The 18,435-nt window shown below is 69.3% G+C and carries 16 protein-coding genes; 5 read left to right on the plus strand and 11 right to left on the minus strand.

From position 1 onward, the window contains the following. The first annotated feature begins 162 nt into the window (after positions 1 to 162). Both STRTUCAR8_RS42525 and STRTUCAR8_RS42530 read left to right on the plus strand, forming a co-directional pair. On the plus strand, positions 163 to 972 hold the full coding sequence (locus STRTUCAR8_RS42525; protein ID WP_006382636.1) for a DUF4097 family beta strand repeat-containing protein: 810 nt from the start codon (positions 163 to 165) through the stop codon (positions 970 to 972). A gap of 144 nt (positions 973 to 1,116) precedes the next feature. Then, complete coding sequence (locus STRTUCAR8_RS42530) at positions 1,117 to 2,559, plus strand: hypothetical protein (RefSeq protein ID WP_006382633.1); 1,443 nt, start codon at positions 1,117 to 1,119, stop codon at positions 2,557 to 2,559. Between the two features lie 111 nt (positions 2,560 to 2,670). On the opposite strand, the gene STRTUCAR8_RS42535 is transcribed toward STRTUCAR8_RS42530, so the two are convergent. From STRTUCAR8_RS42535 to STRTUCAR8_RS42545, 3 genes are all read right to left on the minus strand, one after another. Beyond that, the gene (locus STRTUCAR8_RS42535) at positions 2,671 to 3,882 is read right to left on the minus strand and encodes an amidase domain-containing protein (RefSeq protein WP_006382629.1); all 1,212 of its coding nucleotides are present in this window, start codon (positions 3,880 to 3,882) and stop codon (positions 2,671 to 2,673) included. Positions 3,883 to 4,039: 157 nt separating this feature from the next. After that, positions 4,040 to 5,335, minus strand: a complete 1,296-nt coding sequence (locus STRTUCAR8_RS42540; protein ID WP_006382635.1) for a polysaccharide deacetylase family protein — start codon at positions 5,333 to 5,335, stop codon at positions 4,040 to 4,042. A 45-nt stretch (positions 5,336 to 5,380) separates the two neighbouring features. Next, a complete protein-coding gene (locus STRTUCAR8_RS42545; protein ID WP_006382611.1) occupies positions 5,381 to 7,522 on the minus strand; it encodes a transglycosylase domain-containing protein in 2,142 nt (713 codons plus the stop codon). Between the two features lie 176 nt (positions 7,523 to 7,698). Here STRTUCAR8_RS42545 and STRTUCAR8_RS42550 point away from each other — a divergent pair, with 176 nt between their 5' ends. Beyond that, complete coding sequence (locus tag STRTUCAR8_RS42550) at positions 7,699 to 7,929, plus strand: FmdB family zinc ribbon protein (RefSeq protein WP_006382627.1); 231 nt, start codon at positions 7,699 to 7,701, stop codon at positions 7,927 to 7,929. Between the two features lie 87 nt (positions 7,930 to 8,016). Continuing rightward, complete coding sequence (locus STRTUCAR8_RS42555) at positions 8,017 to 8,790, plus strand: DedA family protein (RefSeq protein ID WP_044473850.1); 774 nt, start codon at positions 8,017 to 8,019, stop codon at positions 8,788 to 8,790. Here the strand turns inward: STRTUCAR8_RS42555 and STRTUCAR8_RS42560 are convergent. From STRTUCAR8_RS42560 to STRTUCAR8_RS42570, 3 genes are all read right to left on the minus strand, one after another. Beyond that, positions 8,708 to 9,532, minus strand: coding sequence for an HAD family hydrolase (locus STRTUCAR8_RS42560; protein WP_006382626.1), 825 nt, complete (start codon positions 9,530 to 9,532; stop codon positions 8,708 to 8,710). The genes STRTUCAR8_RS42555 and STRTUCAR8_RS42560 overlap by 83 nt on opposite strands. Next, on the minus strand, positions 9,529 to 12,036 hold the full coding sequence (locus tag STRTUCAR8_RS42565) for a phosphoribosyltransferase (RefSeq protein WP_044473851.1): 2,508 nt from the start codon (positions 12,034 to 12,036) through the stop codon (positions 9,529 to 9,531). The genes STRTUCAR8_RS42560 and STRTUCAR8_RS42565 overlap by 4 nt, the downstream gene beginning before the upstream one ends. Positions 12,037 to 12,125: 89 nt before the next feature. Then, positions 12,126 to 13,298 carry an HpcH/HpaI aldolase/citrate lyase family protein gene (locus STRTUCAR8_RS42570; protein ID WP_006382634.1) on the minus strand — a complete coding sequence of 391 codons (1,173 nt, stop codon included), beginning with the start codon at positions 13,296 to 13,298 and terminating at the stop codon, positions 12,126 to 12,128. 195 nt (positions 13,299 to 13,493) lie between these two features. Between STRTUCAR8_RS42570 and STRTUCAR8_RS42575 the strand changes: the two genes are divergently transcribed. After that, the gene (locus tag STRTUCAR8_RS42575; RefSeq protein ID WP_006382610.1) at positions 13,494 to 14,267 is read left to right on the plus strand and encodes a TerD family protein; all 774 of its coding nucleotides are present in this window, start codon (positions 13,494 to 13,496) and stop codon (positions 14,265 to 14,267) included. Positions 14,268 to 14,402: 135 nt separating this feature from the next. Here the strand turns inward: STRTUCAR8_RS42575 and STRTUCAR8_RS42580 are convergent, their stop codons facing one another. The 5 genes from STRTUCAR8_RS42580 to STRTUCAR8_RS42600 form a co-directional block, all read right to left on the minus strand. After that, entirely contained in the window at positions 14,403 to 15,140 is a 738-nt protein-coding gene (locus STRTUCAR8_RS42580) for a TerD family protein (protein ID WP_006382612.1), read from the minus strand. A 132-nt stretch (positions 15,141 to 15,272) separates the two neighbouring features. After that, on the minus strand, positions 15,273 to 16,421 hold the full coding sequence (locus tag STRTUCAR8_RS42585) for a DUF475 domain-containing protein (protein WP_006382624.1): 1,149 nt from the start codon (positions 16,419 to 16,421) through the stop codon (positions 15,273 to 15,275). A gap of 50 nt (positions 16,422 to 16,471) precedes the next feature. After that, on the minus strand, positions 16,472 to 17,047 hold the full coding sequence (locus tag STRTUCAR8_RS42590) for a TerD family protein (RefSeq protein ID WP_006382628.1): 576 nt from the start codon (positions 17,045 to 17,047) through the stop codon (positions 16,472 to 16,474). Positions 17,048 to 17,149: 102 nt separating this feature from the next. Beyond that, complete coding sequence (locus tag STRTUCAR8_RS42595; protein WP_006382631.1) at positions 17,150 to 17,725, minus strand: TerD family protein; 576 nt, start codon at positions 17,723 to 17,725, stop codon at positions 17,150 to 17,152. A 124-nt stretch (positions 17,726 to 17,849) separates the two neighbouring features. Then, a complete protein-coding gene (locus STRTUCAR8_RS42600; RefSeq protein ID WP_006382618.1) occupies positions 17,850 to 18,308 on the minus strand; it encodes a peroxiredoxin in 459 nt (152 codons plus the stop codon). Between the last annotated feature and the right edge of the window lie 127 nt (positions 18,309 to 18,435).

The following is an 18,435-nucleotide window of genomic DNA, read 5'->3' on the forward strand; positions in this document are numbered from 1 at the left end:
GGAGATCTCCGTGCCCGGATCCGGGGGTTTTCCCCACTACGGATCGGGGAGCGTCCCGGATGCCCCGGCGGGCACCGGATCCGTACGGTCGAAGAGTGTCGCAGGGCCGGCTCCAACGATCATCGATCACCGGTCCACGTTCACCTCAGGGGGAGAAGGACCATGGCCCGATCAGCATTTCCGCGCAGCCGCACCGGAACACGCACCGGCACCCGCACCCGTGTCGTCGCCGTCACCGGCGTCGTGGCCGCGCTCGTCGCCACCGCCTCCGCCTGCTCCTCCGCCGGGGACGACAAGGATCCGAAACACCGTTCCTTCGCCCTGCAGGGACGGACGCTCACCGTCGACTCGAACGACTCGGCGCTGGACATCGTCGCCGCGGACTCGAACAAGTCGGGCCGGATAGAGGTCACTCGCTGGTTCTCGGGCTCCGTCACCTTCGGCAAGGATCCCAAGGTGACCTGGTCGATGGAGGACGACCGGCTGAAGCTGCGGGTGAAGTGCTCGGGCGTGGTCGCCGACTGCTCCGCCAAGCACCGGATCGAGGTCCCGCGCGGTGTCTCCGTCGTCGTGCGGAACGGGGACGGGAGCGTCACCGCCCACGGCTTCGACCAGGCCCTCGACATCCGTTCCGGGGACGGCTCGGTCACCGTCAGGGACTCCACCGGGGCGCTGAAGCTGTCCACCGACGACGGTTCGATCCGTGCCCTCGGTGTGCGTTCCCGGCAGGTGCGGGCGCACTCGGAGGACGGCTCGGTGCGGCTCGAACTCGCCTCCGTGCCGGACCTCGTCGAGTCGAGCAGCGACGACGGCTCGCTCACCATCGAGCTGCCCCGCGAGACCTATCGCGTGACGGCGGACTCCGACGACGGCTCGGTGAAGGTGTCGGTACCGCGCGACAAGCACAGCTCGCACCTGGTGTCGGCGAAGACGAAGGACGGGAGCATACGGGTGCGGTCCGCCGGGGAGTGAGCCCCGCGGCGGCCCGGTGAGCGGCCGGCGCTCGACCTGATTCGCGAGTCGGTACGCGCAGCGCGAACCGACCGGCCCGTGTGTTCGTCCATAACCGGTGGGAGAATGAACCGGGCAGGGCAGTTCACAGCACGGGAGAGGGAAGTGACGGCGATTAATTCTGAGCCGTACACGCCGATTGCGCCGGGCGCGCACCAGTCGCCTCACCGTTCGCCGCACCGCCCACCCGAGCGCTCTCGTACCGGTCCGCGCACCGGCCTGCGCGCCGCCGCCCTGGACGCCCTGACGCTCGTACTGCTCCCGCTGCCGCTGCTCTTCGCCCTGCCCGCCGCCTTCGCCGGTGGCGGTACGCGGCGGTGGTTCGGTGGGCGGGCCGAGAGCCAGCGCGCCGAGGCGCAGGCCGCGAAGGACGCCGCAGCCGCCGCTTTCTACGAACTGGACACCGCCCAGCGGGATCTGCGGATCTCGATAGAGACGATCAAGGCCGTCGACGACACCCCCGCCGCCCGGCGCGCCGTCGCCGACTTCGAGGGGCTCGGGCTCCGGATCGACGAGGCCAGCGGGCAGTACATCACCGCCATCGACGCCCATGATCTCGACCGCGACGACCTGGATGCCTCGGCCGCCACCCGCGCCCGGTCCGAGCTGACCCGGGCCAAGGAGGAGCTGGGGCGGGTCAAGCAGGACCTGGACCGCTTCGCGGACGGGCTCGGACCGCTGCTCGGCAAGGCCGAGACGCAGTTGGCCCGGCTCGCGCCCTCCGTGGAGCGCGCCCGCCAGTCGCTGCTGGCCGCCTCGAACGCCCTGGACGCGGTCCGGGGGTCGGGGCTGCGGGCGGACGATCTGGCCGCCCGGCTCGCCGCTCTGGGGCCCGAGCTGACCCGGCTCAACCAGGGCGCCGGGCAGCACGGGGTGCCGGAGACGCTGGAGCGGGCCGACCGGGTCGCACGCGAGGCGGAGGCGGTCCGGGCGGAGGCGGCGCGGCTGCCCGAGCGGGCGGCGGAGATCGACCACCGGCTGGTGTCCCTGCGTACCCGCGCCGAGGCGCTGACCACCCGGTCCGGGCAGGTGCAGCCGCTGCTGAGCGAGCTGCGCAGACGGTTCTCGGCGGAGTGCTGGCAGGACCTCCAGCACGTACCGGAGCAGGCCACGGACCACGTACGGCAGGCCGAGGCCAGGCTCAAGGAGGCGCAGACCGCCCGGGACGCCCAGCGCTGGCCGGACGCGACGGCGCTGCTGTCGACGGTGCGGGCGCTGCTGAACACCACCGACGAGGCGGTGTCGGCGGCCGGAGACCGGCTGCGGCGGCTGAACACCGTGCAGAAGGACCCGCAGGGCGAGATCGACCGCACACGCTTCGCGATCCGTGACGCGCAGCGGCTGGCCATGTCGGGGCGCAACACCCCGGAGCCACGGCACGCCCGCCCGCTGGACGAGTCGGTGGCCCGCCTGGACCGCGCGATCGCCTCGCTGGAGGGCCGCCACCCCGACTACTGGCACTTCCTGACGGAGGCGGAGGCCGTGCGGCACACGGTGGCCGACGTGGTGGCCCGTATCCGCGAGGAGCGCGGGATGACGGCCCACTGAGCGCACCCCTCGAAGGGGCCGGGCAAAGGGGCCGGGGGTCTACGGCGGCAAGGTGCTGCGGCGCCCGCCGCTCCGGCCCGGGAAGGGACCGGGGCGGCGGGACCGGGTTGATCAGGTGCGGTAGGCGTAGTAGTAGGCGTTCGGTTCCGACGCGATGATGCTCGCCACCGACCTGCGGTAGGTGTTGGCGGAGTGGTAGGTCAGGTACGGCACGCCCTGGGCGCTGCGGTACGTGACGATCATCGTGTGGTCCTTCGACCCGTCCTTCTCGAAGTCCATCTGCAGGACGTCGCCGACGTCCAGCTGGTAGACGTACGCGAGGCTGGTGGTGCGCTTCGAGTTCTGGGCGAACCAGGACCACTCGTTGACGCCGACGAAGGAGTCCGACTGGATGTCGGCGTTGCCGAACCACTTGGTGTAGTCGTACACGTAGCCGGGCGCGTGCTTCCAGCCGCCTGCCTTCAGGGACTGGCTGACGAAGTTGGTGCAGTCGCCGCCGGCGCCGTGCCCGTTGAAGTTCGGGTAGTCCGGGTTGTAGGTGCTCCAGTACTTCTCCGCGTACGTGGCCATGGCCTTGTAGTCGAAGGCGCCGGTGGTGAGGTTCTTGACGGCCACCGGTGTCGTGCGGGTGGTGGCCGCGCGGGGGGCGTTGGGCATGGTGTCGGCGGCCACCGTGCCGACCTTGGCCTTCGCGGACGGCTTGGCCGCGACGGACGGCTCGGCCGGCTGGTTCACGGCGACGTCGGCCGCCGCGTCGGTGTTCCGGATGCCCGTCAGCTGCCAGTGGCCGCGCGCGTCGGCGGTGAACGTCAGCGCGTGGTGGGCCTGGAAGCCGGTGGTACCCGGCTCGTCGCCGCGGACCTTCTGGTAGGTCAGGGTCGTGGTCTCGGTGACCTCGACCTCGGCCTTGGCGCCCTTGAGGCGGGTGCTGTTCAGGGTGACGACGGTGTTGGCCCTGCTGTACTTCTCGCCGAGCGCCGCGAGGCGGTCCTTGCGCCCGTCCAGCGAGGACAGGGCGGCGTTCTCGCTGCGGGCCAGCGCGGCGGACAGCTTGACGTCGCCGGAGAAGGCGCCCGTCAGGGGCTTCTGCCGGTTGCCCTGCGGACCGTCGACCAGCGCGTCCGTACGGTCGGTGAGGACCGCGTCGGCGAGGCGCTGGAAGGTGGCCCTGGTCTGCTGGTCCACGATCGGGGCGGCGGAGCGCGCGGTCGCCGCGCTCGCGCTTCCGGCCGGCAGCAGCGCCGCTCCCGCGGCGACCGAGGCAGCGGCCGCGACGACTATGGCGGTGCGGCTGCGCGTACGGCCCATGTTCCTTGACTTCACGTATGTTTCCCCTCTTGCCCCGGCGATGGGGGATGCCGGGTTGTGGAATTTTCGCATGCCATGTGGAGCCCCTGTGAACGGGGATACCCTTTACCAGCAAGGAAGTTGACGAATCGTCAGATAACGACAGCTACGTCACGCGATCACTTGACGGCGATCACTTCACGACCGTCGACCAGTCCGGGGACTGCGCCGGGTCCAGGCCGCGCAGCCGCTCCAGGGTCGCCGGGGTCTGCACGTCGAGCCAGTCGGCGAGTTCCTTGAAGGAGACGCACTCGACGTCCTTCTTCGAGCACACGTTCGCCATGACCTCGTCGACGGCCTTCATGTAGATGCCGCCGTTCCACTCCTCGAAGTGGTTGCCGATGAACAGCGGGGCACGGCTGCCGTAGTACACCCGGTTGAAGCCGGCCTCGTAGGCGTCGACGGTCTCCTGCTGCCAGCGTGGGTAGTTGGCCGGAGCACCGTCGGTCTCGCCCTCGGACTGGTTGTAGAGGAAGTTGAAGTCCATGGACAGGCCCTGGTAGTCGCCGCCCTCGTACGGGAGCATCTGCAGCGGGAAGTCCCAGATGCCGTCCTTCTTCTTCGGCCAGATCTGGAAGTCGCCGGCGGAACTCGCGTCGTAACGCCAGCCGTAGCTCTTCGCGGCCTTCAGCAGGTTCGCCTGGCCCTCCAGACAGGGGGCGCGCCCGCCGGTGACCTCCTTCTTGAAGTCGAACGGCAGCGGAGCGAGGTCGGTGTAGCCGGTGTTGGTCTTCCACTTCTCCACGAAGGCGTAGAACTGGTCGATCTCGCTCTTCCACTCCGCGACGCTCCAGTCGGCGCCGCCCTTCTCGCCGCAGAAGTGGCCGTTGAAGTGGGTGCCGATCTCGTTGCCCTCCTGCCACGCCTTGCCGAGCTGTTCCAGGGTGGTGCGGATGTGGTCGTCGGTGGCGTAGCTGATCGCCGCCGACCCCTTGGCGTGCTGCGGGGGCTGGTAGAGGTCCGCCTTGCTCTTGGGCAGCAGGTAGATGCCGGTGAGGAAGTACGTCATGTGGGCGCCGTACTTCGCGGACATCTCCCGGTAGTGCTCGAAGAGTTCGTCGTCGCCCGCCAGTGCGCCGTCCCAGGAGAAGACGACGAACTGGGGTGGTATCTCACCGGGCTTGAGCGGAACCGGCTTCAACCGGCCCTGCTGCGGGCCGGTGTACGAGGTGGAACCGTCCCCGAGGACCCTGGTCCTGCCGTCCCACTTCGGTTCACCGCTCGCCTGCGCGGGGGCTTTCACGGTCTCCCCCGCTCCCACGGAGGCTGTCGGCGCGGTGCGGTCGGGGCGGCCCAGCGTCAGATAGCCGGCGGTGAGGGACGCGAGGGTCAGGGAGGCCACGACGAGGTACGCCGCGATCCGCGGGCGGTTGTTGACGGGGGGAGGCGCTGCCGGGGCCTTGCGACGGCGGCCCGACGCTTGTCTCATGTGCTGCTCATTTCGAGGGGGGTGAGTTGTCGCCCCGTCCGGTGGTCAGCCGAGCGGGCTCATGGCACCCGACCAGATGCCGTACGGAACGCTGTCGTCGGCGGTGCCGGCGAGGCCCTTCAACGGCAGCGGTTCGAGGCTCTTGGTCAGGTCGATGCGGTAGACGACGACGGCCGTGGACACGAACTTGTGGGTGCCGACGTACCAGGAGGCGGTGTCGTCCGGGGTGGTCCCCGCCTTCCCGGCCACCGTCCCGTCGGCGGACGCGGCGGCGGCGGGGTGTGCGGTGCGGAAGGCGTCGGTGAGCGCCGAGGTGACCTCTTCGGCCACGTCGGCGCCGACCGCGCGGGTCAGCGTGGGGGTGTCCAGGGCGAGGCCGGCGCCGTTGCGGGTCACCTTGCGCACCGAGTACGGCTCGGTGCGTCTGCCACCGGCGATGAACGTGGTGTAGCCGCCGGCCATCCGGATCGCGCTGGGGGTGGAGGTGCCCGTCGACAGTGCGGGCACCTGCGGCCCGATGCTGGCGGGCAACAGGCCGGCGGCCTCGGCGGTCGCGCGGACGTTGTCGAGGCCGGTGTCCATGCCGAGCTGCATGAACGGCGTGTTCACCGACAGTTCCAGGGCCCGGCGCAGGGAGATCTGCCCGTAGGACCGGTCGCCGTCGTTGCTGGCGGCGACCTTCTTGCCGCTGCGGTCCCAGTAGGGCCCCTCGGGCGTGGTCACCGGCACATCGTCGTTGCCGTCGTACAGGGAGTCCCCCGTGACACGTGTCGCCTCGTCGTAGCGGCTCTTGTGGACACCGTGTTCCAGTCCGGCGGCGTAGACGAACGGCAGGAAGGCCGAACCGGCGGGCACGGTGGTGGAGTTGGACTCGTTGTAGCCCTGCGTTCGGTGGTCGGGGCCGCCGTACACGGCGAGGATCCGGCCGTCGGCGGTCACCGAGGCGGCGCCGTAGTGGGCGGTCTTCGCGGCGGTCGGATCGTCCTTCAGCGCCTGCTTGCGGGCCTTGGTCACGGAGTCGGCGAGCTTGCGCTCCCGCGCTCGGTCGAACGTCGTGTAGACCTGGTAGCCGCCGAGGTCGAAGTCCTTGTCGGAGATCCCCCCGGCCTTCTTGGCGTACTGCGAGGCCACTTCCACCAGGTAGTCGGTCTGCTCACCGGTGTCGTACAGCGGGTTGCTCTTCAGCGGCTCGGGGAACTTCGTGTACGTGGCCCGCTCGGCCTTCGTCAGCCTGCCGATGTCGACCATCCGGTCCAGGGTCCAGGACCAGCGCTCGACGGCGCGGGCCCGGTTGGCGCTGCTCAGCGTCGGGTCGTACAGGCCGGCGCCCTTGAGGAGGGAGGCGAGGAACGCGCCCTCACCGGCGTCGAGTTCGCTGACGTCCTTGCCGTAGTACGCCTGGGCGGCGCGCTGGATGCCGTAGCAGCCGCGGCCGAACCAGCTGGTGTTGAGGTAGCCCTCAAGGATGTCGTCCTTGCTCATCCGGTTGTCGAGCTTGAGAGCGATCATCGCCTCGGTGAACTTGCGGCTGATCGTCTGGTTCTGGCTGAGATAGACGTTTTTGACGTATTGCTGGGTGATGGTGGATCCACCCTGCGTGTCACCCTGGCCGACGGTACGAAAAAGGGCGCGACTAATGCCCTTGACGGAAATGCCGGAATCGCTGTAAAAACTCGCGTTCTCGGCGGCGAGCACCGCCCAGCGGACATCCTCCGGAATGTCCTTCAGCGGCATCGCCTGCCGCTGCACCCAGCCGGTACGGGCCATGGGCGTCCCGTCGGCCCAGAAGTACACGTTGTCCTGCTGGGTGGCGTACGTGTTGAGGTTGTCGGGAATGTCGGTGGCCGCGTAGGCGACACCGAGAAGCAGGGCGCTCAGCCCCACGGTCGCCGACACACCCCCCAGCCACTGGCGCCAGGAGGGTATCCAGCGCCGCCAGCCGGTGCGGCCGGGGCGCGGGTACGCCGGCGCGTGGGCGGCGACGAGGTGCCGGACCCGGGCGAGGAGCAGGGGAAGGGATATTCGGCGGGCTTTACGATCTAATCGGGCTTTACGCCTGTTTCCCGGTGCGGCGATTCCCGGTGCGGTGTTTTCCGGTACGGGCGATCCCTGCCCGGCGCCGGGAATGTCCAGATCTACTGTCCGGAATTGCAGAGTGGCGTCCGGTTCATCCGACTTCTGGGTCACGACACACCCCTCCGCACTCCGTGCAAGACCTGAATTCCCCGACCTCACGGCTCATCGCGGCGTACACAAATTACCAGCGACCTTCGCAGCTTCTCCACATGGGGAATGAACGGCAGGGATCGGCCCCGGAACCATCGGGCTCCGCACGGCGAGCAATTGGGGACTAACCTGTCCGCATGCCTCGCTACGAGTACCGCTGCCGCACCTGCGGCGACACGTTCGAACTGAGCCGCCCGATGGCCGAGTCGGCCGCCCCCGCGGACTGCCCCGCCGGTCATGACGACACCGTGAAGCTCCTGTCGACGGTCGCCGTCGGCGGCTCGGCGTCCGCGCAGGCGTCGGCCCCGCGTGCGAGCGGCGGTGGCGGTGGTGGAGGCGGTTGCTGTGGCGGGGGCTGCTGCGGCTGAGGGGCTGCCCGTAGGGAAGGGCCGGAGGTCCAGTGCCGTAGGGGACGGTTCAGGGTCTCTTCAGGTTGGGTCTCCTAGCCTGGCCGCATGACAGCCACGACGGCCGCACCCCAGTGGGTCACCGACCTCATGGACACGCTGGGCGCCCCCGGCGCCGGCCTCGCCATCGCGCTGGAGAACCTCTTCCCGCCGCTGCCGAGCGAGGTGATCCTGCCGCTCGCCGGTTTCGCGGCGAGCACCGGACAGATGAGCCTGATCGCCGCGCTGCTCTGGACCACCGCGGGCTCGGTCGTCGGCGCGCTCGCCCTGTACGGGGTCGGCGCGCTGCTCGGCCGTGACCGCACCGTCGCCCTCGCCGGCCGGCTGCCGCTGGTCAAGGTGGCGGACATCGAGAAGACCGAGGCGTGGTTCCTGCGGCACGGCACGAAGGCGGTGTTCTTCGGGCGCATGATCCCCGTCTTCCGCAGCCTGATCTCCGTACCGGCCGGCGTCGAACGCATGCCCCTGCCCGTCTTCCTCGGCCTCACCACCCTCGGCAGCGCCCTGTGGAACACCGCCTTCGTGTGCGCGGGCTACGCGCTGGGCGACAACTGGTCCGAGGTCACCAGCATCGTCTCCACGTACTCGAAGGTGGTACTGGCCGGGGCGGCGGTGGCCCTGGTCGCCTTCATCACGGTACGAATCGTCCGACCCGCACGACAGCGCCCCTTAGGGGCGCGGGGAACTGCGCGACCAGCCACAACGGCGCCGCAGCACCCCGACAACCCCTCGGGTCACCTCAAACAGGGCGCCGTACTTCCCGCAGAAGCTCCCGCAGAATCCGCTCCCCCGCAGCGACCCCCCGCTCGGGAAGCGCGGTGACCGTATCGGCCACCCACTCCGTCTCCGCCAGCTCACCGTGCCCCGGGCGCCAGCCCCGGTCAGCGGCGAGGAGCAGATCGGCGTCGAGCAGCGAGTCACCGGCGGCAAGCGTGAGCGTCGCCCCGGAACGCCGCGCGACCTCGCGCATCGCCGCGCTCTTGGTGAGCGGCTTCGGCACGGCGTAGATCTTGCGGCCCTGAAGGGAGACCGTCCAGCCGCGGTCCTCCGCCCAGACCGCCAGTTCCTTCACCCATGCCTCGGGCAGCAGTTCACGCTCGACGACGAGGTAGGCGAAGAAGTCCTCGGCGATCCGGTGCTTGCGCACCCAGAGCGGGTCGGCGGTGGCGGCGAGATGGTCCCGGACCTCGTCCAGGGAGGCGCACTCGTCCGCGAGCCGCGCCTGCACCCGCGCGTGCCAGTCCTGGTCGGCGACACCGTCGACGAGGATGTGGCCGCCGTTCGCACAGATCGCGTACTTCGGTGCCGGGCCCGGCAGGTTGATGCGCTGGTACTGCTTGCGGGTCCGGGTCGTCGTCGGTACGAAAACAGCCGCGTCACCGAGTTCGGTGAGCAGCCCGGCGGCCGTCTCCGTCATGTACGACAGCGGCCGGGCCTCGTGCACCTCGACGCAGAGCAGCCGGGGCGCGCGGGCGTCCGGCATGGTCAGCGCGAGGGCCGCGGCGGAGTAGATGAGCGTGCGGTCGAGATCGCTGGCGACCAGGACGGGACTGACGGGACTCATACCGACACCGCCTTGCCGTCGGCGCCGGTCGCACCCCGCGTGTACTGGGGGTGGATCAACCCCACGCAGGTGTACGGGAGTTCCGCCACCTCCTCGACGGACACGCCCCGCTGCTCGGCGAGCAGGCGTACGTGGTCGAGGTCGGCGCCCGCTCCGGCGCGGGCCAGGATCTTCCAGGGGACGCGGCGCAGCAGCACCCGGGTGGTCTCGCCGACGCCGGGCTTGACGAGGTTCACGTCGTGGATCCCGTACTCCTCGCTGATCCGCTCGACGGCCGCCCAGCCCTCCCAGGTCGGTGCGCGGTCGGCGGCGAGCAGTTCCTTCACCGTGCTGTCGACGTCGTCCGTGACGTCGGGGAAACGGGCGGCGACGGCGTCGAGGAAGTCGACCGAGACGTCGGCTTCGGCGAGTTCGCGGTAGAACTTGGCGCCGTGGAAGTCGTTCGGGCCGACCAGGTCCGCGCGCAGGACGGTCCGTGAAATCAGCCCGGACACCGTGGAGTTGAGGCACGCGGACGGGATGAGGAAGTCCTCGCGGGTGCCGAACGTCCGGACGCAGGAGCCCGGGTCGGCCAGGACCGCGATCTCCGGGTCGAAGCCGGTGATGCCGTCGGAGGCCTCGAACTCCTTGATGGCGTCGGCGAGTTCGCGGGTGATCGCGCCCTTGCCGGTCCAGCCGTCGACGAACACGACGTCGGCGGGGTCGTGGTGGGCGGCCAGCCAGCGCAGCGCGTTGGCGTCGATACCCCGGCCCCGGACGATCGACACGGCGTAGTGGGGCAGTTCGAGCCCGTGCCGGTGCTGGGCCCAGCGGCGCATCAGCACACCGACGGGCGTTCCGGCCCGCGCCAGCGAGACGAGCACCGGGCGCGGCGACCGCTCGGCGAGCACCAACTCCGTGACGGCGCCCACCGCTTGGGCGATGCGGGCTGCGGAGGTGTCGAGGGCGGCGCGGAACAGCTCCTGGTACTGGTCACTGGGCTGGTACTCGACCGGCAGCGACTCGGCGTAGTGGGCGCCGCCCGCCTGGATCGCCTCCTCGCGCTCCTCGGTGGGCGCCTCAAGGCTTACGTCCGAGAGGTCCCGCAGCAGCCAGCCGACCTCGTCCGGTGGATACGAGGAGAACGCGGGTCCGCGAAGGGGCTCGGGCAGCATGCGGGGCCTTTCGGGTACGTGCGGGGGTGCGGGTACGTAACTGGGGACGACGGCGAGTACGACATTCGGCGTGTGAGCGGCGAGCACGGCCAACAGGCCGTCGGGGGCGTGCAGTTCGGGTGTGTCGGCGGTGGAGTCCACGACCATGACGACGGCGTCGAAGCCTGCCCCGGCCACGTTGTAGGTGTAGCGCTCGCCGGGGCCGTCGGCCGGGTCGTCGTGGGCCGGGAAGGCGAGGCGGCTGCGGATCGCGTACCCCGGGTCGTCCACGGCGAGGACGGGTGAGCGGGTGGTCGTCGAGTAGCGGACCTCGGCGCTCTCCAGCGCCTTCTCCAGCTCGGCGGCGAGGCGCAGCGGGGCGTACATCAGCTCTTCGAAGCCGAGGACGAGGACGCGGTGAGCGTCCTCGGGGAGGGTTCCGGCGAGCCTTGCCGCCATCGCCGGGAGTGCGGTCTCCATACGTATTCGGTGGCCGGGCGTGAAGCCGTGGCGGGCGCCGTCCGGCAGTTTGGCGGGCCAGCGCAGGTCGACTCGGGTGTGGGGGTTGTGGGGCGGGTGCGGACTCGTCGTGGCTTGTCGCGCCCGCCCGGCGGAGCCGCAAATGTCACTGCCCCGCGCCCCTGAGGCCGGTTCCTCGTACTCGGCGACAAGCGCTTGGCCCTTTTCCAGCACGCCCTCCGGCAGGTGCACTGTGCCCTTCGCCGCTGCCACCAGGTCGACCTGCGCGCCGATCTCGTCGGCGAACTCGTCCAGGCGGGCCACGTCCGCCGGGGCGCGCATGTCGACGAGGGCGACTATGACGTACCGCTCGCGCGGGTAGCGCTCGTGCAGGGCGCGGATGGTGTTGAGGACGGTGTTGCCGGTGGAGAACTCGTCGTCGACGAGGACCAGCGGGCCGGGGCCGGCCAGCAGCGCGGGGTTCTCCGGGAGGAGGAGGTGGGAGGTGGCGTGCGAGTGGGCCTCTTCGAAGCCGCCCGCCGGGGCCACGCCGGCGACCGGGCGCCGGGTGGAGTGGAGGTAGGGCGCGAGGCCCACTCCGTCGGCGACGCAGTGACCGAGCCCGGTGGCCGTCTCGGCGTACCCGAGGACGACGGCGCGCCGGGACTCGTCGGCGCCGAGCAGCTCGCGCACCCGCCTGCCGAGGGCGAAGCCGTGGCCGTAGACGACGGCGGGCGACCGCGGGACGTGTTTGCCGAGCACGTTCGACACCAGCAGGTGCGCCCGCTTGGGGTTGCGCCGCAGGGCGAGGCCTAGCAGCTCGCGCAGCTCGTCGCCGCCGACCAGCTCGACCCCGAGCCGCTCGGCGACCCAGGTGCCGGACCAGACCCCGTTGTGCACAGCGTTGTTCATGAGTCCCTATGTGTGTTCGTCGGGGGTGCCAGGTCGTACAGGTAATCGAATGCGGAGATGGGGACGGGTATGGGGATGAAGACGGAAGGTCAGTCGGGGATACCGGCGGTGAGCAGCTCCACGAAGCCGATGTCCTCGTTGGCGACGCCGAAGACCTCGGCCCGCAGCAGGGTCCGCTCGGCCCAGGCGCGGTGCGGCTTCACCTCGTTCATCTTGTTCGTGTACGCCGACCGCAGGACGCCTCCCCCGCAGCGCTCGGGTCGCAGGATGTCCTGCGCGTCGCTGAACTCCTCGTGGCTGACCACGGACAGGGTGTGCACGGGCAGGACGTGCGAGGGGTGGATGCAGGTCTTGCCGAGCAGCCCGTTGGCCTGGTCGAGGCTGATCTCGCGGAGCAGCCCGTCCATGGCGTGCTCGATCAGCGTCTCACGCAGTTCCTCGGCCTGGCCCTCCAGGAAGGGGCTGCGGCGCAGCTGTGGCTTGAACATGCGCTCCTGCACCCGGAAGTACTCCCAGACGGGCCCGGTGACCGTGTACCCGGTGCCGTCGGCCCGCCCCAGCATGTTGACGACGTCGGCGATGACGGAGGCGACGACATGGACGTCGTACGCGGTCATGTCCGGGGCTCTGCGCAGCCCGTACGAGGAGCAGAAGTCGGTGACGCCGAGGCGCAGGGCGAGGACGCGGTCGCGGTACTTGTCGACGGCGCGGGAGATGCCCTCCAGGGTCTCTACGCGCGTTTCCCGGTACATCAGCTCGGGGGACTCGAGCACCGGCATGCCGAACAGCCGGTGGCCGCTCGCGGCCTCGGCGTCGGCGAGGGCCTCCAGGAACGGCATGCCGCGTTCCTCGGTGAACTTCGGCATCACGAACCCGGAGAGCAGCCAGGCGGTGGGCCCGAGGCGCCGTACGAGGTCGGGGATCTGTTCGGGCGTACGGACCCGGATGAACAGCAGCGGCAGCCCGGTGGAGGCGTCGGGGCGCTCGGCGAGCACGCCGAACTCCCGCACCAGGTTCTCCTCGGCGTCCGCGACCTCCGAGTCGTCGATCGAGTCCTCCAGGCACAGGACCATGGACACGACACCGCGAGCGACCTGCTTGACGATGGCGTCGGCGAGGCGCGGGCGTGTGGCCGGGCTGTACAGGGTGGCGCCCAGGGCTGTGGCGAGCAGCCGGGCCGAGGAGTCGGCGGTGAACTCGCACGGCTCCTGGTGGAACAGGCGCTGCCGTACCTCAGGGGCGATGTGCCCGAAATGACGCATGAAACTCCCCCGTGGTGGGTGGACGGCTGGTCGAGTGGTGATCGAGAGTCGGTCGGGTGTTGATGGGTGGCCGGTAATAGTACGTAGGGATCCATGTCGAGGGTTCCCACCGAGAATGAAGTTCAGGTAACGCGGACACGCGGAACCGATGCCCCCGCGTTGTCGTGACCAGGACCGAGAAGGCAGGATGACCGCATGACGCACGCGATGCTGAAGGGGTCGAACGTCCCGGTCGAGGCCACGACGGTGCGCGCCGTGCTGCGCTGGACGCCCGGCCAGGGGGTTCCGGATGTCGATGCCTCGGCGCTGCTCCTCGGCCCCGACGGTCGTGTGCGCTCCGACGAGGACTTCGTCTTCTACAACCAGCCCCGCCACCCCTCGGGCAAGGTCTGGCGGCTCGGCAAGAAACGAGTGGCCGAGGGCCTGACCGACACGATCCAGACGGATCTGACCGGTGTCGAGTCCGGAGTCGGTCAGATTCTGCTGGTCGCCTCGGCGGACGGCGTCGCCTTCGCCCGCGTACGGTCCCTGCGCATCGTGCTGTACGACGGTGCCGTCGCGGACGGCGAACCGCTGGCGTACTTCGACGTGAAGCCGGAGACGGGCGAGGAAACGGCTCTGATCTGCGGGGAGCTGTACCGACGCGGAGACGGCTGGAAGTTCCGCGCCCTGGGCGAGGGCTACTCGAACGGCCTGGAGGGCCTGGCGACGGACTTCGGCATCTCAGTGGAGGACCAGCCGGCCGAGGAACCGTTCCCGGACACCACGAACTCCCCGCCCACGGACCCCTCGGCGGCCACTACAGTCCAGCATCCGCCGACCCTCCCTCCGCAGCCGGCCTACGGCTACCCCCAGCCCGCAAGCCCGAACACGACCCAACCGGCATACGGCTACCCCCAACCGGTGGGAACATCCCCGTCCCCGGACTTCCACCTACCCCCACAGGGCCCACAGTTCATCGGACGCTGAGCACAGGCGCCCTGAAGGGGCGCGGGGCTGTGACCTCTTGCGGCTCCGCCGCGGGGCGCGACAAGCCACGACGAGCCCGCACCCGCCACCGAACAGAGCTCCCGAGCTCATAGGCGCCCCCGCCCAGACCGAGCGTCAGCGCTCCGCCTTCGTCTTGTAACCCCTGCCCCACTGCAACCCCCACCCGTACAACCGATCAAGCTCCGCCTGGAACCCGTAGACGAACTTGACCTCCCGCTGGACGATCAACTCGTTCTTCACGTTCTCGATCAACACCACCGCACACGAGCGAGCCTGCGAGTGCCGCTCGTCGAGGCCTATCTCGATCCGCGGCCCGTTGCTCGGGTAGAGCGTCACGATCGCGTGGGTCCGGTCGAACGCCGGCGTCTGGTCGTAGATGTACACGAACACCAGCAGCCGCTTGATCTCGTCCCGGTGATCAAGGTTGACGTACGCCGTCTCGCCTGACGCCGACCCGAACCGGTCGTCGCCGCTCAGTTTGACGTAGGGCGGCGCGTTCGTCTCGCCCAGGAACCCGCCCAGGGGCTGTACGACGCCCTTGGTGCCGTCGGTCAGTTCGTAGAGGATGCCCAGGTCGAGGTCGACGTTCACCATGCTCTGGGTGTGGCCCTTGACCTCCTCCGGCCGCAGGGCCTGGAAGGGGTGTCGCCACAGGCTCTGCCGCTTCGGGCCGCCGATGTCCGACGTACGCATCCGCCAGGACAGGTTGATGCGCAGATGGCCGGTCGCCGCGCCCTGCCTGGTGAGCGAGACCCGCTGGTGCCGCTTGGTCAGCTCGATGGAGTTGCTCGCTGCGCTGCCGGCGTCGAAGTCCGTCGTACGGCCGCGCCACAGGTCGTCCCAGAAACTCATCCCGTCCCCACCCGTCCAGCCCCCGCACACTTGTCTGCGCCGTCGGTCCCGTGCCCGCAGAGCCGCGGGGCGGCCGACGAGGACGATTCCTCGTAGCCGCCCCGCTCAGAGCGTTCCTCACACCGGAGGTTGTCACACCCCGGACGGGACCTCAGTCTTCTCGTCCGAGCCCGTCGCTTTTCCCTCTGCCGCTGCCAGTTTGGTGTTGCGGCGCACGGAGGACCAGAAGGACCAGGCGATCAGGACGACGCCCACCAGGCCGGTGATGACCTCGTGGATCTCGTACTGGATGGTGACGAGCAGGATGCCGGCGAGGGCGCCGATCGCGTAGTGCGCGCCGTGCTCCAGGTAGACGTAGTCGTCGAGGGTGCCCTGACGGACGAGGTAGACCGTCAGCGAACGGACGTACATCGCGCCGATACCGAGACCCAGGGCCATCAGCACGATGTCGTTGGTGACGGCGAAGGCGCCGATGACACCGTCGAAGGAGAAGGACGCGTCGAGCACTTCGAGGTAGAGGAACATGAAGAACGCGGCCTGGCCGGCGAGGACGACGGCCGGCTTCTTCTTGCCGGTGCGTTCGGCCTCTTCCTCCTCCTCGTGCTCGCGCTCCTCCTCTTCCTCGAGTTTGTCCTCGAAGTAGCCGGAGAGCCCGCCGACGATCATGTACGTGATCAGGCCGGCGATGCCGGAGATGAGGACCGTCTGCGCCTTGTCGACGTGGGCGCCACCGTGCTGGTGGGCGTTGGTCGCGAAGGTCATGGCGGAGATCATGAGCACGATCAGGGCGATGCAGACCGACAGCATGTCGACCTTGCCGAGCTTGGCGAGCGGGCGTTCCAGCCAGCCGAGCCACTTGATGTCACGGTCCTCGAAGATGAAGTCGAGGAAGATCATCAACAGGAACATGCCACCGAAGGCGGCGATCGCCGGGTGGGCGTCGGTGACCAGTTGCTGGTACTGGTCCTTGTTGTTGAGCGCGAGGTCGACGGCGTCGATCGGACCGATCTTGGCGCTGATGGCCACGATGACGACGGGGAAGACGAGCCGCATACCGAAGACGGCGATGAGGACACCGACGGTGAGGAAGATCTTCTGCCAGAAGGCACTCATCTTCTTCAGGATTCCGGCGTTGACCACAGCGTTGTCGAAGGACAGCGAGATCTCGAGGATGGAGAGGATCGCCACGATGCCGAAGCCGGTCCACCCCCCGTAGAAGACCGCCGCGACCAGGCCGAGCGCGGTGACCGCGAACGACCAGCCGAAGGTTTTCAGAATCACTGGCTACCCAATCGTGTGTTTACGGGTCTCCCCCGCTGCCGTACTCGGCTTTACGAAACGTTGACTCCGAAGTCTAGAGCGATGCCCCGGAGACCCGACGCGTACCCCTGACCAACTGCACGGAACTTCCACTCGCCCTGGTAGCGGTACAGCTCTCCGAAGATCATGGCGGTCTCCGTCGACGCGTCCTCGCTCAGGTCGTAGCGCGCGAGTTCCTGGCCGTCGGCCTGGTTGACGACCCGGATGAAGGCGTTGCTGACCTGGCCGAACGTCTGGCCGCGGTTGTCCGCGTCGTGGATCGAGACCGGAAAGATGATTTTGTCGCAGGCGGCCGAGACGGCGGGGAGGTCGACGATCAGCGACTCGTCGTCGCCTTCACCCTCACCGGTGAGGTTGTCGCCAGTGTGTTCGACGGACCCGTCGGGGCTCCTGAGCTGGTTGTAGAAGACGAACCACTCGTCGCCCAGTACCCGCCCACCCCCGCACAGCAGCGCGCTGGCGTCGAGGTCGAAGGGTGCGCCGGTGGTGGAACGCGCGTCCCAGCCGAGCCCGATCAACACCTGGGTGAGGTTCGGTGCGGCTTTGGAGAGGGAGACATTGCCCCCCTTGGCAAGCGTGACGCCCATGCTGCTGGTCCTCCCCGAGGTCATGCGGAACAGATGTGCCGAGCACGTCCGGCGCCGCACCAGAAGTGCGACGCCGGACGACGGAACCGGAAGGAGACCGGCTCAGACGTTCACGCCGAAGTCCTGCGCGATGCCGCGCAGGCCGGACGCGTAACCCTGGCCGATGGCGCGGAACTTCCACTCCGCGCCGTGCCGGTAGAGCTCACCGAAGACCATGGCGGTCTCCGTCGAGGCGTCCTCGGAGAGGTCGTAGCGCGCGATCTCGGCCTCGCCCGCCTGGTTCACGACGCGGATGAACGCGTTGCGCACCTGGCCGAAGGACTGCTGACGGTTCTCGGCGTCGTAGATCGAGACCGGGAACACGATCTTGTCGACGTCGGCCGGGACCGCCGCGAGGTTGACCTTGATCTGCTCGTCGTCGCCCTCGCCCTCACCGGTGATGTTGTCGCCGGTGTGCTCGACCGAGCCGTCCGGGCTCTTGAGGTTGTTGAAGAACACGAAGTTGGCGTCGGAACTGACCTTGCCCTCCGTGTTCGTCAGGATGGCGCTGGCGTCGAGGTCGAAGTCGGTGCCCGTCGTGGAACGGGCGTCCCACCCCAGACCGACGATGACCGCGGTGAGGCCGGGGGCCTCCTTGGTCAGCGATACGTTGCCGCCCTTGCTGAGGCTGACTCCCACGAGTCCTCCATTGGTGTCTCGTCTGCCGTCCAGGGGCGGTGTGCCCCGTCGTGCGCCTGTATCGGATCAACGTGTCGATCCTAGTGACGGGTTCCCGCCCCTCGCAGGGCTTGGAACCGAAGAATCACAGGGTGTCGAGGGCCTTCACGTACTCGTTCAGGTCACGCGCGTCCGGCAGGCCGTTGACCACGGTCCACCGCACGACGCCCTCCTTGTCGATGATGAAGGTCCCGCGCACCGCGCATCCCTTGTCCTCGTCGAAGACGCCGTACGCGCGCGAAATGTTGCCGTGCGGCCAGAAGTCGGACAGGAGGGGGTACTCGAAGCCCTCCTGCTCGCCGAAGACGCGCAGGGTGTGGATGGAGTCGTTGGAGACGGCGAGCACCTGGGTGTCCCGGTCGGAGAACCTCGGCAGGTTGTCCCGCAGGTCGCACAGCTCGCCGGTGCACACACCGGTGAAGGCGAAGGGGTAGAAGAGCAGCACCACGTTCTTCGCGCCGCGGAAGTCCGAGAGCCGCACGGTGGCGCCGTGGTTGTCCTTGAGCTCGAAGTCCGGGGCCTTGTCGCCGACCTCGATCGCCATGTTCCTGCATCCCTTCGGTGGGCTGTTCGGGTGAGAACACCCTAGTGACCACCCACCGAGGGTCGTGTCAGCCGGTCCGGGGTCCCCGCCGGAGGGGACGGCGGACAAGGCCGTTCGGGCCGAAGCG

Origin of the sequence: Streptomyces turgidiscabies Car8 (assembly GCF_000331005.1) — a bacterium.
GTDB lineage: Bacteria > Actinomycetota > Actinomycetes > Streptomycetales > Streptomycetaceae > Streptomyces > Streptomyces turgidiscabies.

Bases quoted from the DNA above. Each gene is read 5' to 3' on its own strand.
- STRTUCAR8_RS42540 (WP_006382635.1), bottom strand. From the start codon at position 5,335: ATGAGACAAGCGTCGGGCCGCCGTCGCAAGGCCCCGGCAGCGCCTCCC.
- STRTUCAR8_RS42550 (WP_006382627.1), top strand. From the start codon at position 7,699: ATGCCTCGCTACGAGTACCGCTGCCGCACCTGCGGCGACACGTTCGAA.
- STRTUCAR8_RS42600 (WP_006382618.1), bottom strand. From the start codon at position 18,308: ATGGCGATCGAGGTCGGCGACAAGGCCCCGGACTTCGAGCTCAAGGAC.
- STRTUCAR8_RS42570 (WP_006382634.1), bottom strand. From the start codon at position 13,298: ATGCGTCATTTCGGGCACATCGCCCCTGAGGTACGGCAGCGCCTGTTC.
- STRTUCAR8_RS42590 (WP_006382628.1), bottom strand. From the start codon at position 17,047: ATGGGCGTCACGCTTGCCAAGGGGGGCAATGTCTCCCTCTCCAAAGCC.
- STRTUCAR8_RS42555 (WP_044473850.1), top strand. From the start codon at position 8,017: ATGACAGCCACGACGGCCGCACCCCAGTGGGTCACCGACCTCATGGAC.
- STRTUCAR8_RS42575 (WP_006382610.1), top strand. From the start codon at position 13,494: ATGACGCACGCGATGCTGAAGGGGTCGAACGTCCCGGTCGAGGCCACG.
- STRTUCAR8_RS42565 (WP_044473851.1), bottom strand. From the start codon at position 12,036: ATGAACAACGCTGTGCACAACGGGGTCTGGTCCGGCACCTGGGTCGCC.
- STRTUCAR8_RS42560 (WP_006382626.1), bottom strand. From the start codon at position 9,532: ATGAGTCCCGTCAGTCCCGTCCTGGTCGCCAGCGATCTCGACCGCACG.
- STRTUCAR8_RS42525 (WP_006382636.1), top strand. From the start codon at position 163: ATGGCCCGATCAGCATTTCCGCGCAGCCGCACCGGAACACGCACCGGC.
- STRTUCAR8_RS42580 (WP_006382612.1), bottom strand. From the start codon at position 15,140: ATGAGTTTCTGGGACGACCTGTGGCGCGGCCGTACGACGGACTTCGAC.